The sequence below is a fragment of the Variovorax sp. R-27 genome, assembly GCF_049913215.1.
GTDB lineage: Bacteria > Pseudomonadota > Gammaproteobacteria > Burkholderiales > Burkholderiaceae_C > Variovorax.
In genome coordinates this window covers 5128249-5148921 of record NZ_CP183984.1, presented here as the reverse complement: position 1 = coordinate 5148921, position 20673 = coordinate 5128249, and the positions used below count along the sequence as shown (strand labels likewise).

The 20673-nt window shown below is 67.0% G+C and carries 13 protein-coding genes; 4 read left to right on the top strand and 9 right to left on the bottom strand.

Annotation, left to right across the window (positions count from 1 at the left end):
- Positions 1-9: 9 nt before the first annotated feature.
- Positions 10-609, bottom strand: a complete 600-nt coding sequence (gene wrbA / locus ACN9MV_RS24035) for an NAD(P)H:quinone oxidoreductase (protein ID WP_426389822.1) — start codon at positions 607-609, stop codon at positions 10-12.
- A 122-nt stretch (positions 610-731) separates the two neighbouring features.
- Positions 732-1568 carry an oxidoreductase gene (locus tag ACN9MV_RS24030; protein WP_426389820.1) on the bottom strand — a complete coding sequence of 279 codons (837 nt, stop codon included), beginning with the start codon at positions 1566-1568 and terminating at the stop codon, positions 732-734.
- Between the two features lie 124 nt (positions 1569-1692).
- Here ACN9MV_RS24030 and ACN9MV_RS24025 point away from each other — a divergent pair, with 124 nt between their 5' ends.
- Positions 1693-2667, top strand: a complete 975-nt coding sequence (locus ACN9MV_RS24025; RefSeq protein WP_426389818.1) for an AraC family transcriptional regulator N-terminal domain-containing protein — start codon at positions 1693-1695, stop codon at positions 2665-2667.
- 81 nt (positions 2668-2748) lie between these two features.
- Here ACN9MV_RS24025 and ACN9MV_RS24020 read toward each other — a convergent pair whose 3' ends face one another.
- The 3 genes from ACN9MV_RS24020 to ACN9MV_RS24010 all read right to left on the bottom strand — a co-directional run bounded on the left by ACN9MV_RS24020 (position 2749) and on the right by ACN9MV_RS24010 (position 5953).
- Positions 2749-3573 (bottom strand): YihY family inner membrane protein, encoded by an 825-nt coding sequence (locus ACN9MV_RS24020; RefSeq protein ID WP_093058129.1) that lies wholly within the window; start codon positions 3571-3573, stop codon positions 2749-2751.
- A 151-nt stretch (positions 3574-3724) separates the two neighbouring features.
- Positions 3725-4105, bottom strand: a complete 381-nt coding sequence (locus tag ACN9MV_RS24015) for a cupin domain-containing protein (protein WP_093058130.1) — start codon at positions 4103-4105, stop codon at positions 3725-3727.
- Positions 4106-4240: 135 nt separating this feature from the next.
- Complete coding sequence (locus ACN9MV_RS24010; protein ID WP_097198448.1) at positions 4241-5953, bottom strand: phospholipase D-like domain-containing protein; 1713 nt, start codon at positions 5951-5953, stop codon at positions 4241-4243.
- A gap of 219 nt (positions 5954-6172) precedes the next feature.
- On the opposite strand from ACN9MV_RS24010, the gene ACN9MV_RS24005 reads away from it, so the two are divergent.
- Genes ACN9MV_RS24005 through ACN9MV_RS23995 form a run of 3 tightly spaced genes read left to right on the top strand, consistent with a single transcriptional unit; the run spans position 6173 to position 14285 of the window.
- Positions 6173-6856 carry a response regulator gene (locus ACN9MV_RS24005; protein WP_093058132.1) on the top strand — a complete coding sequence of 228 codons (684 nt, stop codon included), beginning with the start codon at positions 6173-6175 and terminating at the stop codon, positions 6854-6856.
- A gap of 2 nt (positions 6857-6858) precedes the next feature.
- On the top strand, positions 6859-8637 hold the full coding sequence (locus tag ACN9MV_RS24000; RefSeq protein WP_143696773.1) for a hybrid sensor histidine kinase/response regulator: 1779 nt from the start codon (positions 6859-6861) through the stop codon (positions 8635-8637).
- A 29-nt stretch (positions 8638-8666) separates the two neighbouring features.
- Positions 8667-14285 carry an alkaline phosphatase D family protein gene (locus ACN9MV_RS23995; protein WP_426389815.1) on the top strand — a complete coding sequence of 1873 codons (5619 nt, stop codon included), beginning with the start codon at positions 8667-8669 and terminating at the stop codon, positions 14283-14285.
- A gap of 43 nt (positions 14286-14328) precedes the next feature.
- On the opposite strand, the gene ACN9MV_RS23990 is transcribed toward ACN9MV_RS23995, so the two are convergent.
- Genes ACN9MV_RS23990 through ACN9MV_RS23975 form a run of 4 tightly spaced genes read right to left on the bottom strand, consistent with a single transcriptional unit; the run spans position 14329 to position 20587 of the window.
- Positions 14329-15657 (bottom strand): TolC family outer membrane protein, encoded by a 1329-nt coding sequence (locus tag ACN9MV_RS23990; RefSeq protein ID WP_093058135.1) that lies wholly within the window; start codon positions 15655-15657, stop codon positions 14329-14331.
- A 3-nt stretch (positions 15658-15660) separates the two neighbouring features.
- Complete coding sequence (locus ACN9MV_RS23985; RefSeq protein WP_093080546.1) at positions 15661-17028, bottom strand: HlyD family type I secretion periplasmic adaptor subunit; 1368 nt, start codon at positions 17026-17028, stop codon at positions 15661-15663.
- A 44-nt stretch (positions 17029-17072) separates the two neighbouring features.
- Complete coding sequence (locus tag ACN9MV_RS23980; RefSeq protein WP_093058137.1) at positions 17073-18797, bottom strand: type I secretion system permease/ATPase; 1725 nt, start codon at positions 18795-18797, stop codon at positions 17073-17075.
- Positions 18794-20587, bottom strand: coding sequence for a type I secretion system permease/ATPase (locus tag ACN9MV_RS23975; RefSeq protein WP_093058138.1), 1794 nt, complete (start codon positions 20585-20587; stop codon positions 18794-18796). Before ACN9MV_RS23975 ends, ACN9MV_RS23980 begins: the two co-directional genes overlap by 4 nt.
- Positions 20588-20673: the final 86 nt, after the last annotated feature.

Genomic DNA, 20673 nt, shown 5'->3' with positions numbered 1-20673 from the left:
TGCGGGTGCTCAGGCAAAGAGCTTCGCGGCGGTCTTGGCCACCAGCTCGCCCTGATGGCGCGCGCCGGCCAGATCGATCGCCGTCGGTTGCCGCGAGCCATCGCCGCCTGCGACGGTGGTGGCACCGTAGGGCGCGCCGCCGACGATCTCGTCGACGCTCATCTGGCCCTGGTGGCTGTACGGCAGGCCCACGATGGTCATGCCGAAATGCAGCAGGTTGGTGATGATCGAGAAGAGCGTGGTCTCCTGGCCGCCGTGCTGGGTGGCCGACGACGAGAAGGCCGCACCGACCTTGCCGTTGAGTGCGCCGCGGGCCCACAGCCCACCGGCCTGGTCGAGAAAGGCGGCCATCTGGGAAGACATCCGGCCGAAGCGGGTGCCGGTGCCTACGACGATGGCGTCGTAGTTCTCCAGATCGGCAACGCGCGCGACGGGCGCTGCCTGATCGAGCTTGAAGTGCGCAGACTTTGCGACCGCTTCGGGAACCGTCTCGGGGACGCGTTTCACGTCGACCTGGGCGCCGGCTTCACGCGCACCAGCGGCAATGGCCTCGGCCATCTTTTCGATGTGGCCGTACGACGAGTAATACAGAACGAGGACTTTGGGCATCTCTGAATCTCCTGGTTGGACAGCTCGGCGAGCTGCATGACCTGAAGATTAGGGATGCACGACCTATCCAGGAAGCCTGTTTGTTTCGATGGAATATATCGGTCAAGTAGATGGATGCGACGTCACGCGATATCGGTGGAGCGAGTCAGGACCTCGTGCTTCGTCAAACTCGTCTGCATCGCGTCGAGCTTTGCGCTTACCAGCCCGAGCGCGTCGCTGCCGATCAGCAAATGCTCCGGCAGCTCCGGCATGTTCACCAGAGTGAGGATCGCATCTGCAGCCCTGTCCGGATCGCCCAGTTGTTTGCCGCTCTTGTCCATGCGCGATTGCCGGATTGGATCGAACAAGCTGTCGTAGTCGCTGATGGAACGCGCGCTGCGCACCATCGAGCGGCCAGCCCAGTCTGTCCTGAAAGATCCTGGGGCAACAGCAGTGACTGCGATGCCCAGGCCCTTCACTTCCTTCGCCAACGTCTCGGAGATCCCTTCGAGGGCGAACTTGCTGCCACAGTAGTAGCTGATGCCGGGCATCGTGATGTAGCCACCCATCGACGTGATGTTGATGATGTGGCCGCGCCGACGCTGACGCATGAACGGCAGAAACGCCTTGATGACTGCGACCGCACCAAAAACGTTGACGTCGAATTGGCGGCGCATTTCATCGAGAGACGATTCTTCCAGGATGCCCTCGTGACCATACCCTGCGTTGTTGATCACGACATCCACTGGCCCGATCTCAGCTTCGACGACAACGGCGAGTGGTGCAACGGAGTCGAACTGCGTCACGTCGAGCAGCTTCACATGAGCCTCCCCGCGAAATTGCCTGCCGAATTCGGTTGCTGCCTGCTCGGTACGAACGGTTCCGACGACTCGGTGGCCCGCCCGCAATGCGGCGTTCGCAATGGCGCGGCCGAGGCCGCTGCCGACGCCCGTAATGAAGAAAGTCCTGGTGTTTTGCATGCGTCGATCTTAGAAATCGAGGGCGCCCGGAGCCAGTCGCAATCCTATGTTTGGCTTGCCTATTTCTATGAAGTCCAACCGCTCTCGCTTACTTTTTGCCAGGGTGTGATGCACAGTACGATGAATGAGTAAATCGCGCGCATCAACCATCGACCGCGCTGGCAGACTCCGCGAGGAGCGCAAGGCCAGCATGGTGGCGCTCTTGAAGCGGCTCGCACCTCGAGAGGGCTACACGCTGACGGCGCTACCGGACGTGCGTTTCCTGCGCTCCGATCGCCCATTGGCCTCGACCCCTGTGCTCTACGAACCCGGGATCGTCATCGTCTGCCAGGGACGCAAGCGCGGCCTCTGGGCAAATCAGGTCTACCTCTACGATGCCCAGCACTACCTCGCGGTGTCCGTGCCGGTGCCGTTCACCATGGAGACCGACGCCAGTGCCGACGAGCCTCTGCTCGCGATTTACTTCAGCCTCGATCTCACCGTCCTCGCGGGTCTTGCGTTGCAGGTTGATGAACTTATCGAGAGTTCGAAGACGGCACCAGTCGGCATGTTCTCGACGCCGATCGACGACGCATTGATGCAGACCGTTCTGCGATTTCTCGAGGCGATGAGTTCGCCCGTAGAGGCTGTGTTGCTCGGGCCGGCGATCGTGCGCGAAATCTACTTTCGGGTGCTCATCGGGGAACAGGGAGCATCGATGCGCGCGGCGCTGGCCAGCCAGGGGCAGTTCGGAAAGATCGCCAAGGCCGTGCGGCGCATCCACACCACGTTCGGCGACCGTCTTACCGTCGACCGCCTGGCTCGCGAGGCGGGCATGAGCATCCCGACGTTTCACACTCACTTTCGTGCCGTCACCCAGAGTTCTCCGATGCAGTACCTCAAGTCGGTACGCCTTCATCAGGCGCGCCTGCTGATGTTGCGAAATGGGAAGACCGCGTCCGCGGCGAGCATCGAGGTGGGATATGAAAGCGCGTCGCAGTTCAGTCGTGAGTTCAAGCGCTTCTTCGGGCTCACTCCGAGCGATGAGGTTGCGCGCCTGAAGTCGAGCTTCGCGATGCCTCCTTTGCCGGGGAAGCAGGGGTGGGTGACGTCGCATTGATCGACGCGGCCAGATTGCTGCAAAGTGGCCGTCTGGCAAGCATCCTGAAAGCCGTTCTTCGCGAACGCCTGCTCCTGGCTGCTAGGCCCGAGCAGGCTTGCCTGCCGGTTGCCGTCGGGTGAGCGCCATGTTAGCCGTCATCATGGCCGCGACCAGCGTGACCAGCCACGAGACGTACACCCACAGCAAGAACATGGGGAGCACTGCGAACGCCCCATATAGCGCCTTGTACGTTGGCACTTTGACGAGGTAGGTGGTGAAGCCGCGCTTGCCGAGCTCGAAAGCCACGCTGGCGATCAGGCCACCTGCGAAGGCGTCGCGCAGCCGTACCTTGGTGTTCGGAACGAGGTAGAACATGCTCGTCAGTACGGTCACGCCGAGCATGAGCGGCCCGAGGTCGAGCACGAATGCAAGCGAGGATGGCAGTGCGCCGATGAGGCCCATGGAAACGCCCAGCAGATACGACGTCGCCCACAGGCTCAGCCCCAGAACGGGTGGCCCGACGGCCAACATCAGCAGGTACAGGCCAACCCTCTTGAAGAACGGCCGGTTCCTCCGGATCTTCCACATCTGGTTCAGCGCGTTCTCCACAGTGAGCAACATCGCGATGGCCGTGCCCAGCAAGAAGAGCGAACCGACCCAGGTCAGGCCGCTGGCGTTCGCGGCGAACTGGTTCAGGTACTTCAGCACTGTGCGTGCGATGTCCGCGGGAAGCAGCCTGCTCAGAAAGAACTCCTGAAGCGCATCCTTGAACCGCGTGAAGGCATGGAATCGCGTGAGCAGCGCGAGGCTCGCCGCCAGCAGGGGAACGATGGACAGCAAGGTCGTGAACGCCAGGCTTCCGGCGACTTGGGGCAAGCGCTCTTTTCTGGCGCGGTCGATGGTCAGGCGGGTCAGGGCAAACATGTATCGCTGAGGAAGGAGGAGTCGAACGGTTCCGCGGGCGCAAGGACCGCTGCCGCTGCAGCTGATTGTCAGTCCGACTGTTGTTCCGTACGGATCGCATCTCCGTTCGACCATCCCGAAGAGGCCTGCCCCTGAGGCCTCTCACTTTGGGTCAGCTACTGGACTTTGCGTATTCCTCTGCGCTCATCATCTCCAGTCCGACGAACGGGGCGTTGCCTTCGACCCATGCGTCGTGCCCCGGCGGGATGGTGTACGACATGCCTTCCTCGATGACGGTCTGCGAGCCGTCATTCATTTGCACGGTGATTCGACCGGAAACCGCATACCCGACGTGAGCCACCTGGCAACTGTCCGTGCCCACGACCGGCTTGATGCACTTCGACCAGCGCCACCCGGGCTCGAACTTGAAGCGTCCGAGCGTGTACCCCTCGAGGCGGACCACTTCGACCCGGGTCTTTTCGGGCTCCCGAACCTCATCCGGTTCGTCATGGGATTTCGTCTGAAGCTTGTTGACATTCATCGGACTTGCCATAGCTACTCTCCTTGCACGAGTGAGCAAACGGTCCGCGGCAGCCTCGTGCGAAACCGCACGTGAACGATTGAATAGTAGTCCTGGGCCATGCTCGCGGTGACCTATTTTTTGCACGACTGCACCGGTGGTGCGCAGTCACAGAAAGTCTTCGTCCACCACCAGCGACAGCAATGACCAGCGCAGTCGCTGGGCCCAGTTCGATTCCGGTTCCCGGTGCAGCACCCAGCGGCGTCCGTCGCGCAGAAAGCTCCATTGCAGGCCGCCTCGCAGCGGTGCTTCGCTCACGGTGAAGCTCGCAGGCATGCGCACGCGCTGGATCAGGTCCGCCAGCTCGCCTGCAAGCGTGGGGCTGTCGACGATCAGGCCCAGTTCAGTGTTGCAGTGCGCCGAGCGCCGGTCCATGTTCATCGACCCCACGTAGAACCAGCGCCGGTCGACCACCGCCAGCTTGGCGTGCAGGCGGCCGAGCGAGCCGCGGTCGCTTTCGGTGTCGCTCCAGGCCGTATGTGGTTCGCCAGTTGGCATCAGCTCGTACAGTGTGGCGCCCATCTTCAGGAGAGCGCTGCGGTAGCGCGCGTAGCCGTAGTGCACAAGCGGCTCGTCGGTGGTGGCGAGCGAGTTGGTCACCACCGATACGCTCGCGCCCTCGCGGCTCGCATGGGCGAGTGCTTCGATCATGCGGGGCATGGGTACGAAGTAGGGCGAGACGACGAGCGCCTCGGAGCGTGCGGTCCGGAAAAGATCGAGGTTCGCGGCCATGACCGCGCTCTCGCGGCCTTGCGGCCCTCCGGCTTCCTCGACGCTTCCGCTGGCATCACTGGCGAAGGGGCCTTGCACCACTGCGTCCGCTACGACGCGCACCTTCGCGGGCACCAGTTCGACCCGCCCCCGCGCCAGCTGCGCGCCGACCGGGCCGCGCCCCAGCGCGTCGCGCTCGTTGGCAGGAGGCATGAAGCGACCGAGGCCATGGACCAGCGCGGCGAAGCGTTCGCGCGCATGGGCCGGCGCCGGACGGTCTCCGGCCGCGATGGCCTCGAATGGGTACGACATCGGTCCGTTCCAGAAGGCATCGAAGCTCGCCGACAGCGCGCGCACCGCTGGCCCGGCCAGCAGCGCGTCCATGTCGATGAAGTTCGCTGGCTTGCTGCGCCCGAAGTACTCGTCGGCGATGTTGCGCCCGCCGGTGATGGCGAAGCTGTTGTCGGCAATGAAGAGCTTGTTGTGCATGCGCCGGTTCACGCGGCCGATCTCGTGCAGCGACAGCAGCACGCGCGTGCGCGGGCCGCCGCTGCGCACCGGCAGCGGGTTGAAGAGACGCACCTCCACGTTGGCGTGCGCGGCCAGCCCGGCCAGCATCTCGTCGTCCCCGCCCGCGTACAGGTCGTCGACCAGCAGGCGCACGCGCACGCCGCGCCGGGCCGCGTCGCGCAGCTCGCGCAGGAATTGCCGCCCCGAGGTGTCGTTGGTCACCACGTAGTACTGCGCGTCGACGGTATGCCGTGCGGCCTGCGTGAGTGCGATGCGCGCGTCGAGGGCCTGGTCGCCGTCCGGCAGCAGGCGCACGCCGGATACGTCGGGTATTTCGGGCGTCGCGCCGTCCGGTTCCGGCAGCGACGCGGCGGCGATGCGCGCGAGCGCGCTGTCCCCGACGTCGGTGCGCGCCTGCGACGCGACCCGGTGCACGTTGTCGGGCAATGCAGCGCAACCCGCCAGCAGCGAGACCGCGACCATGGCCGCGGCGCACAGCGCGCGGGCGAGCACCGCGTGGTGGAGCGCGAAGATGCAGAACCGGCACGCAAGGGGTTCCCATGCGGCACGCAGCGCGGCAAAAGACTTTGGGGTGTTCATGGCGGTCCTCGGTGCATCGCATGCGCAGTGGTGATCGATGCAGCCAGTCTTCCGCGCGGTGCCCGCCGCAACAATTGAACGCAGCGCCTAGTCTGCGGCGCGGTGCCGGCGTGGCCATCCGACTAGGCCGTTGGTGTAGGTGCGCGCACTCGCTTATTGGGGGGCTTTGCGCTAACCTGCATTCAGGACGGGGAGAGCCACCGTAGACGAGAGGTCTGTATGAAGGTTCTTCTGGTCGATGACCACGAGATCGTCTGGAACGGCACCCGACTCCTGCTGGAGCGAATGGCCGCCGAGATCGAACCGGGCCGCCCCTTTCATTTCGAAGCGGTGCGGGACGCCGAGCAGGCCTGCCAGCTGGACCCAGCCGGTGTCGACCTGCTGCTGCTCGACTACCACCTGCCCCAACTCTCCGGGCTCGCTGCGCTCAAGGCCGTGAAGGCGCACTTCGAGGCCACGCCCGTGTGCATGCAGTCTGCGGAAAGCTCGCCGCAGCGCGTGCGCGAGGTCATCGAGGCCGGCGCGGCCGGTTTCATCCCCAAGTCGTACCGGCTCGAGGACATGGAGGCAGCCCTGCGCGTGGTGCTGCGCCACAAGATCTACCTGCCGGCCGAGTTCGTGCTGGCCGATGACGTGACCCGCGCGCGCGACCCCGACGAACTGCCGCGCGAGGATCTCGCCGGCTTCCTGCGCATCGAGCTGTCGCCGCGCCAACGCCAGGTGCTGGCGCTGGCGATGCGGGGCATGCCGGTCAAGCTGATCGCGCGCCAACTGCTGATTGCCGAGGGCACGGTGAAGGTGCACCTGTCGATGGTCTACCGGGCGCTTGGCGCGCGCAACCGCACCGATGCCCTGTGCCGCGTCTTCGACGCGCAGGCGGCATGGGCGCTCGAGGCCACGTGAACATGGCGGCCGCACTCGACGAGCTGGACGAACGGCGCTTGCAGGTGGTCGCCGAGCAGGCTGTGGGGTTGCGCTGGCAGATTCTGCTCACCGCCGTTGTCGTCGCGGCCATCGTCTGGCGCGACGTTTCGGCACCCTGGGTGCTCGGTTGGTTCGCGGCGGTGATCGCCAGCCGCGAGTGGCGTGCCGCCGCGCTCGCGCGCATGGCCGCCGACCGGGCCCGCCCGATCGCCGCGCGACTGCGCGCCACCGTGCGCTGGAATGTGCTGATCGGCGCCTGCAACGGCTCCGCGGCGCTGTTCATGGCTTGGCTCGACCCGACGCTGGACGCGGTCCTCACGATGATCCTGGTGTCCTGGGGCGCGGGTGCCGTGTCCACCAGCGCGACCGTGATGCCCGCCTTCCTGGCCTACGCGGGGCTGCTCTTCATGCCCACTGCGGCCATGTGGCTGGTGGCCGGCGGCTGGCTCGGCTGGGGCGTGGGCGCGCTGGTGCTGATGTTCTTCGGGGTGCAGACGCGCTTTGCCCGGCGCAACCTGCAGACCTTCGAGGAGTCGTTCGGCATCCGCGCCGAGAACCAGGCGCTGGCCACTTCGCTGGAGTTCGAGCGCGCGCAGCTGGCCATCGCCCGCGACCAGGCGGTGCGCGCCAACAACGACAAGAGCCGCTTCCTGGCCGGCGCCAGCCACGACCTGCGCCAGCCCCTTCAGGCGATGGCGCTCAACGTGGGTGCGTTGCGGCACGTGGCGATGGCGCCCGATGCGCGCGCGATCGTCGAAGTGGTCGACAGCAGCCTGGAGCAGCTGCGCGCCATGCTCGACGCCTTGCTCGACGTCTCGAAACTCGATGCCGGCGTGGTGGTGGCTCAGCCCCAGCGCGTGCGGATCGACCGGCTGCTGACAGCCGTGATGGCCAGCTTCGGCGCTGCGGCGACAGCGCGCCGGGTCGGTCTGCACATCACCTGCCCGCCTGGTCTGGCGGTGCGCACCGACCCCGACCTGCTGCGCCGCATGTTGGCCAACCTCGTCGATAACGCGATCAAGTTCTCGCCCGCGGATGGACGGGTCGAGGTGCGGGTCTGCACGCGGGATGCGTCGGATGTATCGGGCGCATCGGACGCCGAGGTCGAGCTGACAGTGCAGGACAGCGGCCCCGGCATTGCACCCGAGAACCACCGGATCGTGTTCGAGGACCTGGTGCAACTCCAGGCGACGGGCCCAGGCATCGCGACTGCCGCGGGGCATGGCCTGGGCCTGGGCATCGTGCGGCGGATGGCCGAGTTGCTGGACGTGCCGGTCGAGCTCGAGTCCAGCCTTGGCGCGGGCGCCTGCTTTCGCCTGCGGCTGCCGCGCGCCGCAGCCGTCGGCGTCGACGGCTGCGAGGGTGACGGCGCAGGTGCGTCGTGGAGTCTGGCCGGGCGCTGCGTGCTGGTGCTGGAGGACGACCCGATGGTGCGCGGCGCCTATCTCAACGCGTTGGGAGCGATGGGCTGCCGCGTGCTGTCCGCCGCCACGCTCGACGAAGCACTGGGGCAGGTCGACGAGCCCGACGCGGTGGTGGTTGACTGCCGGCTCGGCGGCGGCGTCTCGGGCTTCGATGCCGCCGAGCGCCTGCGCGAGCAGCGCTGCGCACAGCCCGCGCTACCCATCGTCATGGTCACGGCCGATACCGACCCGGCGGTGGTCGAGGCGGCGCGGCGACAGGCGCTGCCGCTGCTGCGCAAGCCCGTCGACGACCAGAGGCTCGGCCGCGCACTGGCCGCGGCCATCGAAGGTTCCTGAGTTCGCGACCAACCCGCGAGGAGTCGAACATGAACAACGGAGGCCGCCACCACGACGATGTCCCGGGCGACCGTCTGCTCTCGGAGGGCGCTGAAGTGCTGGTGCGCGAGATCGTCGCGGCACCGCCCGACGCGCTGCACTGCGAGGTGCTGGTCATCGGCAGCGGCTACGGCGGCGCGGTGGCGGCGGCACGGCTGGCGGGCGCGCTGCCGGTGGACGCATCGCCGGGCACCGCACCGAGCGTGGTGCCAATCAGGGTCTACGTGCTGGAGCGCGGCAGCGAATACCTGCCGGGCGAATTTCCGGCCACCTTTGCCGAGCTGCCGGGACACGTGCGCTTCAGCATGCAGGACGGCAGGCCCGCGCGCGGCAATGCCTCGGGGCTGTTCGACCTGCGCCTGGGCGGCGATGTGAATGCGCTGCTAGGCAACGGGCTGGGCGGCGGGTCGCTCATCAATGCGGCAGTGATGGAACGCGCAACGCCCGATGCCTTCGAGGGCGGCGCCTGGCCCGCGGGCCTCGACCTCGCCGCGCTGGCGGACGGCTACGACAAGGCCGAAGCCATGCTGGGCCTGGAGCAGATCCCCGAGAGCGTGTCGAAGCTCGATTCCTTGCTGAAAGCCGGTGCGCGGCTGCATGCGGCGCGCGGCAAGGCCCACGTTGCGATCGCCTTCGCCGACGGCACGCGCACGCCGGCCCAGGTTGCGATGCATGGCTGCCTGCGCTGCGGCGATTGCGTGAGCGGCTGCAACCACCGCGCCAAGAAATCGCTGGACACCAACTACCTGGCTCTGGCCCATGCGCGGGGCGCGCGCCTGTTCACTGGTGGCACCGCGCACCGCATCGTGGCCCTGCCGGGAGGGGCCGGCTATGCGGTCGAGTTCTTCTTCACCAACCGGCGCAAGGCACGCACCGACAACGCCCGGCCCTACGTGGTGCGCGCGCGGCGGGTGGTAGTGGCCGCAGGCACGCTGGGCTCCACCGAGCTGCTGCTGCGCTCCAGGGCCGCGGGTCTGCCCGTCTCGCAGGCGCTGGGCGCGGGCTTCTCGGCCAACGGCGACATGATTGCGGTGGCGGCCGACCAGGACGACGAAGCGCTGTCCAGCGCGGCCGAAGGCGACGCGCCGGCGCAGCGCGGCATCGGGCCGACCATCACCGGGCTGCTGCGCACCCGCGCGAAGCAGGGCGAGCGCCCGCTGGTGATCGAGGAGTTCGCCATTCCCGCGCCGCTGCGCCGCCTGCTGGCCGAAGTGGTGAGCACCACAGACGCCCTGCAGGCGCTCGCGCGCATGGACCTCGACCTGCACGCGCCGGACGAGGTGCACGATCCGCTGGCCGTGGACGACGACATGCTGCGCCGCACGCCGGTCTACGGAATGATGGGCGACGACGGCGCCGCTGGCACCATCGAACCGGTCGGCCAAGGCGGCAGCGACGCGGTGCTGGCCGACGCGCAGGTGCGCGTCGCGTGGAACAAGGTCGCGGCCCTGCCGGTGTTCGCGGCGCAGATGCGTGCGCTGCATGTGGCTCACGACGGCGCCGGCGGGCTCGGCGGACGCGTGCTGCCCAACCCGCTGTGGAATCCGCTCCCGCCGTTTCGCAGCCTCGAGTCCCTGGTGGCTCCGGTGGGCTCGGTGCTCACCGTGCACCCGCTGGGCGGCTGCCGCATGGCCGAAGGGCGCGAGCGCGGCGTGGTCGACAGTTGGGGCCGCGTCCACGACGGTGTTGCCGATGCCGCGTTGTTGCCTGGCCTGGCGGTGCTCGACGGCTCGATCGTGCCGGTGTCGCTCGGCATCAACCCTTCGCTCACCATCGCGGCACTGGCCGAGCGCGCAGTACCGATGCTGGCCGCGGACTGGGGCCTGGCGCTGGCGGATTCGCCGCAACCCCCGGCGTCGGAGCGTCCGTTGCGCCGTGACCTGACCCATCCCCGCACGTCCGCGCCGACGCGTGTCTCGATGTGCGAGCGGATGACGGGCCGCGTGCACATCGACGGCCAGTCCTTCGCTTTGAGCACCGAGGTGGAATTCGAGCCCGTCGACATACCGGCCCTTCGCGCGACGCCGCGCACGCTGGCCCAGCCGGCGGTGATCCTTCGCTTCGGCAAGGGCAACAAAGCGCCCATCGCGCATTGCACCGGCACCGCGTCGATGCTGGTGCGCGAGAAGTGCGACAGCATCGAGCGCATCCTGCGCAGCCACGCGCTGGCGCGCAGGAAGCTGCAGGCGCTGGCGGAGGTCCTGCTGCCTTCGCGCGCGTCCGTGGCGGGCCCGAACGGCGGCAACGGCGAGGAGAACCTGGCCTTCGACGGTCCGGTCATGGCCGACCTGATGGCGCTGTGTTCCCACCTGGGGCAGGTGCGCCTCATCGAATACGACTGGACGGTGGCGCGGGTCGAGAACGGCGCGCCGCTGAAGGAGGGCGATCGGCTGCGGCTCACCAAGCGCATCGCGTTCGTCGAGGGCGGCAACCCGTGGCGGCAGCTGAGCGAGGGCGAGCTGCAGCGGATCGGCCCCCTCGGTGAGGAGCCGCTGGGCCGGATGGTGCTGGACCCTTCCTACTTCGTCGAGAAGCTGCAACCCCTGCTGCGCGTCGAGCACCAGCAGGACATGCCCAACCAGCTGGGCGACCTGGCCGAGCTGGCGCTGTGGGTGCTGCGCATCGTGCTGCACATTCACCTGCTGCACTTCGTGCCGCCGCCCGACTCGCCGAAGCGCGACTGGGAGCGGCTGCCCGGCGAGGTGTACGGCGTACGGCCCGAGCCGGTCGAGCTCGACACCGCCGCCGGCCCGGGCAGCGCGCCGCCGCGGCTGCTGTCGCGCTACCGCCCGCCGGCGCGTCGCGCGGGCACGCGGCCCGTGATGCTGATCCACGGCTACGGCGCGAGCGGTTCCACCTTCGCGCACAAGAGCATTCCCGGCAACCTGGTACACAGCCTGCTCGAGGCCGGGCGCGAGGTCTGGGTGCTCGACCTGCGCACCAGCATCGGCTTCTCGTGCCGGCCGCGGGCCTACTGGTCGTTCGACGAAGTGGCGGAGGCCGACATTCCAGATGCATTGCGCACCGTGCAGGCGGCGTATGCGACGCCCGACGAAGTAGCGCCCGTCCAGGTCGACGTGGTGGCGCATTGCATCGGCGCCGCCATGTTCAGCGTGGCGGTGCTGCGCCTGCCGGGGTTGCATGCGTCCATTGGCGCGGTGGTGCTGTCGCAGGTGGGGCCGCTGCTGCGCGCCACGGCTTTCAACCGCTTCCGCGGCTATGTGGCGGGCTACCTGCAGCAGTTCATCGGCATCGACGAGTTCGACACGCGACCCGCGCTGACGCACACGCAGCGCCTGCTCGTCGACGGCCTGCTGGCGACCTTTCCCTACCCTGATGAAGACGGCGAAGCGCAGCGCCTGCGCAAGGCACCGGGCTTCGCGGCCGTACGGCACCGGGCCGACGCGATCTTCGGCCAGACCATGCGGCTACACAACATCGGCAAGGACACGCTCGATGCGCTCGATTCGATATACGGCTTCGTGAAGCTGCGGGGCCTCGCCCAGGTCGGCAACTACGCCCGCGAAGAGGTGCTGACCGACGCCGGCGGACAGGGCCACGCGGTCGGCTTCGAGCAGCTCGGCGAGCGCTTCGGCTTTCCGGTGTTCATGCTGCACGGGCAGCGCAACGCGGTGTTCGACTGGCGTGGCTCGTACGAGAGCTTCTGGCTGCTGAAGCGCGTGTTCGGCAAGGACGGTGGCCTGCCGCGGGAGCCCCCGGAGCTGCCGGACCCGCCAGACTCCTCGAACCCTTCGGGGGGCGACCTGTTCCTCGGCGAAGGCACCCCGCACCAGCTGCTGGTGCTCGGCGCCTACGGCCACCAGGACACGCTGATCGGCGAGAAGGCCTGCAGCGACGTGTTTCCGCACATCGTGCGGTTCCTCGAGGCCTTCGACAAGAAGCCCGGCCCCGACACGCCGGTGCCGCCCGACTGGCGGGCCAGCCTGCCGTGGACCGGCCCATGGCTCGGCCATGCGAGCCGCGTGGCCGGCAACGCGGGCCGGCTGCATTGCCGGCTGGCGCTGCGCCCGCCGCCCGCGCATGTGTCGGCGCGCGCCGTGGTCTTCGTGCCCGCGTGGCGCCGCGGCGGGCGATGGTGCTTCGACTTCGCATGGATGGTGGGACTGCAGACCACGCGCGAAAAACTCCTGCAGGAGGCGGTGGAAATCGACCTCTTCGACGACCGGCTCGCCGAGTACCAGGGCTTCGCGGTGCTCACGGCGCACGACGACCTGCCCATGGCACGCGGCCCCGTCGACGTGCTGGGCCGGCGGCTGGAGGCCGGGCTGTTCGCGCAGCCGCAGGACGAGCCGATCGAGCCCATCCGCCGCCAGGTGATGCAAACTCTGGACGCAGCGACCGACGCGCAGCGCGAGCGTGCCGTGGTGCGCCTCGACCCCGCATGGACGAGCGCCGTGCAGCGCGAGGGCGAGCCCGCACAGGCCTCGCTGTGCTTCGCGCTCGCCAGTTGCCAGTACGTGCCGGGCCTGGTCGACCGGGTGCCTGCACAGGCGTCGTACCGGCGGCTCGCGCAGCGGCTCGAGGTGCTCGCGCCACCGCACAAGCCGCAACTGCTGGTGCTGGCCGGCGACCAGGTGTATGTCGACCAGACCGCGGGGCTCTTCGTGCCGGCGGGCGGCGACGACGTCGGCCAGGCCTATGCGCTCACCTTCAGGCTGGAGGCGCTGCGCCAAGTGATGGCCTCGCTGCCGACCTATCCGCTGCTCGACGACCACGAGGTGATGGACGACTGGGAGCCGGGCCCCGACCCCTATGGAACGCCGGCCGTGCGCGCCGCGCTCGACGGCTACTTCGCGCAACAGCACAAGCTGGTGCACGACATCGGCCCGGGCCGCGACCAGCGCCCCTTCGACTACCGCATTGCGCCGGCCGGCTTTCCGTTCTACATGCTCGACACGCGCAGCACCCGCCAGCAGCGGGCGCTGCGCACCGCAGCGCAAGCCGCGACCCCTGCCGCGCCGCTGGACCAGGCGGCGATCCGTGCCGAGGCCAGCATGGGCGACCTGAAGAAGTGGCTGGAGGCCGCGCCCGCCGGACTGCCCAAGTTCATCGTGTCGCCGGTGGCGCTGTTCCCGATGCCGCGTGCGGCCGTCTTCGGCGACCCCGCGCAACGCCTGGGGTTGGACGACTGGAGCGGGTACCCGGCCTCGCAGCGCGCGTTGCTCGAACTGCTGCGCGACACCAGCGCGCGCCACGTGGTGGTGCTGTCGGGCGACCGCCATATGTCGAGCGTGTCGAGCCTCTGGCTGCAGGCGGCGGGCGGGCCTGTGGAGGTGATCTCGGTCGTGTCCTCGGGCCTGTATGCACCCTGGACCTTCGTCAATGCGCGGCCCGACGCGTTCTGGCTCGACGGCCAGGTCGACCTCGGCGCCACGCCAGGAGCCTTCGGCGCCACCATGGTCACGGCGGCCGTGAGCACCGGCAACGGCTTCGCCGTGCTGCAGGTGGAGCGCGGCGCCACCGGCCATTGGCGGATCGGCGTCACCCTCGACCTGGACGACGGGCTCACGCAGTGCCATCGCGACCTCGATCCGGCCTGCGGCAGCGGCTGGACAGTGGAGGGACCGGCGCGCTTCGCTCGCGTGTAGCGCCTGTGTGTCCTCGGCATGCCGATTTAGATCGCTGCCGCCGTCAGCGCGTGAGCCAGCCGTTGATCTCGTCAATGACTTCGGCTTTGGCGCCGCCAGAGAGTGCCTGCAACCGTATCCGCGACATCAGGTAGACGAAACGGGCCTGCGCCAGATCACGCTGGGCGGAAACCTTCTGATGTTCCGAGTTCAGCACGTCGGGCAAGGTGCGGCTGCCGGCCTCGAACGAGCGGCGATTCGAGATGACGACCTGCTCCGCGGAGCGCACCGCCTGTTCAAGGGCCTTGACCCTCAAGATGCCTTCGGTCACGCCGCGGAACTCGCGATGCAGTCGCACCCCGAGGTCGCGGCGCAGGGCTTCGAGGGCCTCTTCTGCCCGCTGCTGGTCTGCGAGCGCCTGCCTCACGGTGGAACTCACATGGCCGCCCGAATAGAGAGGAATATTGAGCTGCAAGCCGATGGACCTGTTGTTGTAACGGGTCTTGATGCTGGTGATCGTGTCGCTGTCGTTGCGGGACCACTGGGCGATGGCGTCCAGCGTCGGGTAGTGACCTGCCTGTGCCTTCTCCAGCTCGTGCCGGGCTGCTTCAACCTGGGCGCCGAGCGACCGGAGTTCCGGGCTGTTGAGCTCGGCCCGCTCGATCCAGTCTTCCACCCGGTCGGGCGCCGGCCGAACGAGCCGCATCCTGGACGGGTCCAGCGACGCCAGCCCGTCGATCGGGCGGTTGACCAGGCTCTGGAGTTGCCTGCGTGTGAAGTCCAGGTTCTGGCGCGCCTCCAATTCCTGTGCGACGTTGAGGTCCAGGGCCGCGCGTGCTTCATCGATATCGGTGCGCGTGCCGAAACCTGCACCGAGCCGCTTCTGCGCGGCATCGAGCTGGGTCGTGTAAGCCGTCTTTTGCGAGAGCACCAGCGCGAGATGCTCCTCGGCCAGCAGTGCCTCGAAATAGGCGCCGCTCACCCGAACGCCGACGTTTTGCAATTCGCGTTCGAGAATCGCCTCGGCATCGTCGACCTGCGCCCGAGCCTGGCGGTAGTCGGCCATCTGGTACATGCGGAAGATGGGTTGCCTCAAGCTCAGCACTTCGCTGCTGCTGGTGTAGCGCAGGTTGGACGTGACGAGGTGCCCGGAGGCGTCCGGCGAAGTTCTCTCCAGCCAGTTCCGGTAGCGCGAGACGCTTGCCGACAAGTTGGGAAGCAGTTGCGCGCGGGCCTGCGGCAGGCGTTCGCGCCGGGCATCCGTGGCTGCCCGCACCGACCGGATCGTCGAGTCCTGTTCCAGTGCTTCCCCGTAGGCCTGAGACAAGTCGAGCGACCAGGCCGGCCCCCAGAGAAGGCCGGCAGCAGCGAATGCCAGCGCGGTTTTTTTCACTGCTCACTCTTCCGTCATGGAGGCTGCGATGCGCTTGGTGAGCGGATGCAGGAGGTAAATGAGCAGCGAGCGTTCCCCCGTCTTGAAAACCACCTCGACCGGCATGCCAGGCTGCAGCGAACGTTTGCCCAGCTTTCTCAGGCCCTCTTGCGTCACCGCCACTCGCGCGAGGAAATAACTCGTGTTGGTCTGGGGGTCCGTCAACAAATCGCCGGAGACCGAAACCAGCTTGCCCTGCACCACGAGCTGCGGAGAATGGGCGAACGTAGAGAAACGCACGTCCACCGGTATGCCGGCGTGGACGCGGTCGATCAGATGAGGCGGCACTCTCGTTTCAAGCAGCAAGGGCTCGTTGGCAGGCACCACATCCATCAGTTTTTGCCCCGGTGCGATCACGCCGCCCACGGTCTGCGCCACCAGTGCCACCACCTGGCCCGAAGCGGGCGAGCGGATCTCGGTGCGGCCCAGTTCGTCCCGCAAGGCGAGGAACTTCTCGAAGTCCCCAAGCACCTCGCGGCTGACTTCCGCCTGCTGCGTTTCCACTTCCTTATGGTATTCCTGCTGCCTGGCAATGGCACGCTGGCGAAGCTCCGCGACCGACCGCCGGGCCCGGCCCGTGTTGCCGATGAGTTCGGCAATGAATGTGCTCGACTCCGCGATTTGACGCTCCATCTCCAGCTGGCGATTGCGCGGGGCATACCCTTCGGCGACCATCTTGCGTGTCTGGGTCAATTCCTCGTCGAGAAGCGAAAGCTGGGTCCGGCGGCTGCTCAACATGCTTGCGTAAGCCTGGGACAACGCTTGCTGGCCCTGGATGTTCTCTTCGATCGATTGCAGGTCGGCGCGCAAGGCGGCGCGGCGCGACTTGAGCAGTTGCTCCTGGTTGAACATCTGCTGCCGGATCAGCGGGTCCGTGGCTGCCGCCTGCAAGTCCGGATGGAAGTCGATGGCGTCCTGTCCCCCCTGTTCGGCCAGCAGGCGGCCTTGTATGGCGCGAAACCCCAGGTAGCGCTGCCGCACGGTTTCGAAACTCGCTCTGGCTGCGGCGTCGTCGAGCTTGAACAGCAACTGGCCTTCCTGGACTTGATCGCCTTCGCCGACCCGCACCTCCTTGAGGATGCCTCCGATCTGGTGCTGGACAACCTTACGCTTCGTGTCGATGGCGACCTGCCCCTGGCTGGGCACGCCTTCGTCCAGCGGAGCAAACGCGGCCCACAGCAGAAACCCGCCGAATCCGGCGACCAAGGCCCACACGCCGATTCGCCCTGCGCGTCCGAACTCGTTCCCGAGTCCATCGGCATCCTGCGACCGATCGTCCTTGGCAGGCGAGGGGATGGAAGTCACGTCTCTGAGAAGATTCGGTTTGGCCATTTGGAACTCCCTGCGAGATGAGTCGAGTACAGGACGGCGCCGGATCAGGCCGACTGCACCAGGGCCGCCGGTCGCACGTCAGGCTGAGGGCGACGAAAAGACGCGAGCACGGCATCTCGTGGTCCGTCTGCTGTCAATTCGCCATCGCCCAGAACCATGAGGCGGTCGGCCACGGCAACCGCGCCCTGGCGGTGGGTTACCAGGAACACCGTTTTCCCCTTGGCCTTCAATTCCCGTATGGCTCGCAGCAGCGCTGCTTCCCCGTCATCGTCCAGGTTGGCATTCGGCTCATCCAGAACAATGAGCGACGGGTCGCCATAGAGCGCCCGGGCCAGTCCGATTCGTTGCCTCTGCCCTCCGGAAAGCAGGTGGCCCGCGTCCCCGATGAGGGTGTCGTAGCCTTTGGAAAAGCGCAGGATCGTCTCGTGCAGGCCGGCGCTGCATGCGGCCTCTATGACCTTGCGCGAGTCGACCTCGCCGAGCCGCGCAATGTTCTCGGCAATGGAGCCTGCGAACAACTCGACGTCCTGCGGCAGATAGCCAAGATGCGGACCCAGCTCCAGACGGTTCCAGCCTCGGATCGGCACGCCATCGAGCAGCACCGCGCCGCGGGATGCGGTCCAGATTCCGACCATGACTTTCACCAGCGTGGACTTGCCCGAACCGGAAGGTCCCAAGAGCGCGACCACTGTTCCTGCGGGGACCGCAAAAGAAATGTTCTTCAGGATGGGCGCCGCGCGCCCCGCAGCCCCCGCAAAGATGCCTTGCAGGCTGATCTCGCCGGTAGGTCCGGCCCGGGGAGGGACAGGGGCCTGCCCGGGGAAGTCGGCCAACAGCTTTTCGAGACGCTCGAGTGCAGCGCTGCACGAGACAAAACCCCGCCACGTGCCGAGCAACTGGTCGATGGGCGCGAGGGCGCGGCCCATCAGCACATTCGCCGCAATCATGGCGCCCGGCGACAACTGGCCATCGATCACCAGCAGCGCGCCCGCCCCCAGCGCGAGCGACTGTTGGCTGTAGCGTATGAATTTGCTCCAGCCGGCGACGCGATTGACAAAGCCATGAGCGGAAGTGCTCTTGTCCATGCAGGCCGCATGCTGGCGGTTCCAGCGCTTTTGCAGATTGGCGACCATGCCCATCGATTCGAGCACCTCGATGTTGCGAAGCTTGCCCTGCAGGTCGCTCATCGTCTCGCTCGCGGCTTTCAGGGCCGCTTCCGATGGCGCGACGGTCTTCCTCTGTCCGAACCAGGCCAGTGCGACCTGGACCAGGGCGAACCCGAGCGCCAGGACGCCGAGCCAGGGATGAAGAAAGAAGATCACCGCGATGTAGATCGGCGTCCAGGGTGCATCGAAGAGCGCAAAGACGCCCATGCCGGTCAGAAACTGGCGGATCTGGTTCAGGTCTGCGAACGGCCTTGACACGGTGGATACCGACTGGCCGAGGTAGGCCTGAAAGCTCCCGTTGAACACCCGGGTGCTCAATTGCCGGTCGAAGCGCAGGCTGGCCCGCACCAGCAGACGCGAGCGCAGCCATTCCGACAAGGCCAGCGCCCCGAAAAGAAGCAGCGTGATCAAGGAAACCGCGAGCAAGGTCAGTTCACTCTGACTGGCAAGCACGCGGTCGAATATCTGCAGCATGTAGATGGTCGGCGCGAGCATGAGCAGATTGGTCAGGAAGCTCAACGATCCAACCAGCAAGAACTCTCTTCGGAACCCCCAGAGAGCGCGCCCCAGTTCGCTGCGGTTGAAGAACGCAGGTTTCTTCATGGCAGTGGGTGCGCCTGAAGCGCGATGCTTGCAGCGTTTCCGGCATCGCGCCGCTTCGATGCAAGGCTGCTTTCTGCCTTGCGCATCCGATCCGCCGCCTGCTCGGTGGCTTGCCGCAGCGCAGCCAGGACCTCGTCGCGTGCGCCGAACGCCTGCATCGTGCCGTCGCACAGCACCAGCATCTTGTCCGCCACGGCCAGCACACTGGTGCGGTGCGTCATGACGACGAACGTCGTGCCGCGCGCCTTGAGATTCAGGATGGCGCTTGCCAATGCTGCGTCGCCGGCGTCGTCGAGGCTCGAATTCGGTTCATCGAGCACCACCAGCGCTGGCTCGTCATAAATCGCGCGCGCCAACGCGACCCGCTGCCTCTGCCCGCCCGACAGCACAGCCCCTTCGGGTCCGATCGGGCTGTCGTAGCCCAACGGAAGGCTCGTGATGTACGCGTGCAGGTCGACGGCCAATGCTGCCGCTTTGACCTTCGAAGGTCGCACCTCCCCGAAGCGCGCGATGTTCTCGGCCAATGTGCCGTCGAGCAATTCCACATCCTGCGGCAGATAGCCGATGTGCGGGCCGAGTTCGCTCTTGTCCCACGCGAACACGTCTGCGCCGTCCAGCCGCACCTTGCCGCTCGCTGCAGGCCAAAGGCCGACGATCAGGCGTGCCAGGGTCGTCTTTCCCGCGGCAGAGGGACCCACGACGGCAAGCACCTCGCCGGGCGCCAGGGCGAAGGCCACGTTCTTCAGGATGGCCGGACCATTGCCTGGCGCGCCTGCCACGAGGCTTTCGACTTGCAGCGCGCCTTTGGGTGGTGGCAAGGACATCGTTTCCGGTCTCGGGGCAATGGCGCTCAACAGGCTGTCCAGGCGTTGCCATGCATCGCAGACATTGACCACCGCGCGCCATTGCGTCACGAGCTGCACCAGCGGCGCCAAGGCACGGCCGCCCAGGATCGAGCCGACAACCATCATTGCGGCATTGCCATTGAGCGGGTTCTTCAGCAGCAGCCAGGCGCCCAGGCCGAGCAACAGGGAACCCATGGTGACCTGCAGGAACTTGCTGACGGCCTGGCAGGCCCCAGCACGGTCCGAAGCCAGGGCCTCGCGCTGCAGGAAATCGCGTCGCTTGCCCATCCAGCGGCGATGGACGTCCTGCAGCATGCCCATCGACTCGATGACCTGCGAGTTTCTCAGCGCAGCGTCCGCATACTGCTGTGCTTCGATCGCGCATCGATTGGCCGACACCAGCGGCGGCCGCGTGTTCCGGTCGTTGATCCAACCGACAAACACCTGCAGCAGCGAGCCCACGACAGCCGACCAGCCCAGCACCGGGCTGATGGCGAACAGCAGCCCCATGAAGACCAGCGAAACCGGCGCTTCCATCAGCGCCAGCAACGGCGGCGAATACAGGAATTCCCGCAAGGTCCGCAGGTCGTTGAGCGGTTGCACGGTTCCGCCCGGCAACCGCTTGAGCCCCGCTTCGAAGACGGCGACGAACACGCGGTTGCGCATCTTCTGATCCAGTTTCTGCCCGGCCCGGTACATCACTTCCGAGCGAGCCCAATCGAGTACTTCCATCAGGCAGTAGGCGGCCAGAACCAGCAATGTCAGCATGGCCAGCGTGAGCGTGCTGCGACTGTTCACGACGCGCCCGTACACCTCCAGCATGTACCCGCTCGGAGCCAGCAGCAAAAGGCCGGAGCAAACACTGAACCAGGCCGCCCGTACGAAGTAGGAGTGGAGCGTTGTCACCGCCTGCCGCAATTCGCCAGACTTTTCCTGAGGCTTCATACCACCCCGCAGGTTCGACATCAGTACGCCTGAATACAGGCCAAGTGAGAAGGGGCAGCATTTCTGCTGCCCCCTTGCTCCAGAGC

Bases quoted from the DNA above. Each gene is read 5' to 3' on its own strand.
- ACN9MV_RS23975 (WP_093058138.1), bottom strand. From the start codon at position 20,587: ATGAAGCCTCAGGAAAAGTCTGGCGAATTGCGGCAGGCGGTGACAACG.
- ACN9MV_RS24030 (WP_426389820.1), bottom strand. From the start codon at position 1,568: ATGCAAAACACCAGGACTTTCTTCATTACGGGCGTCGGCAGCGGCCTC.
- ACN9MV_RS24010 (WP_097198448.1), bottom strand. From the start codon at position 5,953: ATGAACACCCCAAAGTCTTTTGCCGCGCTGCGTGCCGCATGGGAACCC.
- ACN9MV_RS24020 (WP_093058129.1), bottom strand. From the start codon at position 3,573: ATGTTTGCCCTGACCCGCCTGACCATCGACCGCGCCAGAAAAGAGCGC.
- ACN9MV_RS23980 (WP_093058137.1), bottom strand. From the start codon at position 18,797: ATGAAGAAACCTGCGTTCTTCAACCGCAGCGAACTGGGGCGCGCTCTC.
- ACN9MV_RS24025 (WP_426389818.1), top strand. From the start codon at position 1,693: ATGAGTAAATCGCGCGCATCAACCATCGACCGCGCTGGCAGACTCCGC.
- ACN9MV_RS23995 (WP_426389815.1), top strand. From the start codon at position 8,667: ATGAACAACGGAGGCCGCCACCACGACGATGTCCCGGGCGACCGTCTG.
- ACN9MV_RS24000 (WP_143696773.1), top strand. From the start codon at position 6,859: ATGGCGGCCGCACTCGACGAGCTGGACGAACGGCGCTTGCAGGTGGTC.
- ACN9MV_RS24015 (WP_093058130.1), bottom strand. From the start codon at position 4,105: ATGGCAAGTCCGATGAATGTCAACAAGCTTCAGACGAAATCCCATGAC.
- ACN9MV_RS24005 (WP_093058132.1), top strand. From the start codon at position 6,173: ATGAAGGTTCTTCTGGTCGATGACCACGAGATCGTCTGGAACGGCACC.
- ACN9MV_RS23985 (WP_093080546.1), bottom strand. From the start codon at position 17,028: ATGGCCAAACCGAATCTTCTCAGAGACGTGACTTCCATCCCCTCGCCT.
- wrbA (WP_426389822.1), bottom strand. From the start codon at position 609: ATGCCCAAAGTCCTCGTTCTGTATTACTCGTCGTACGGCCACATCGAA.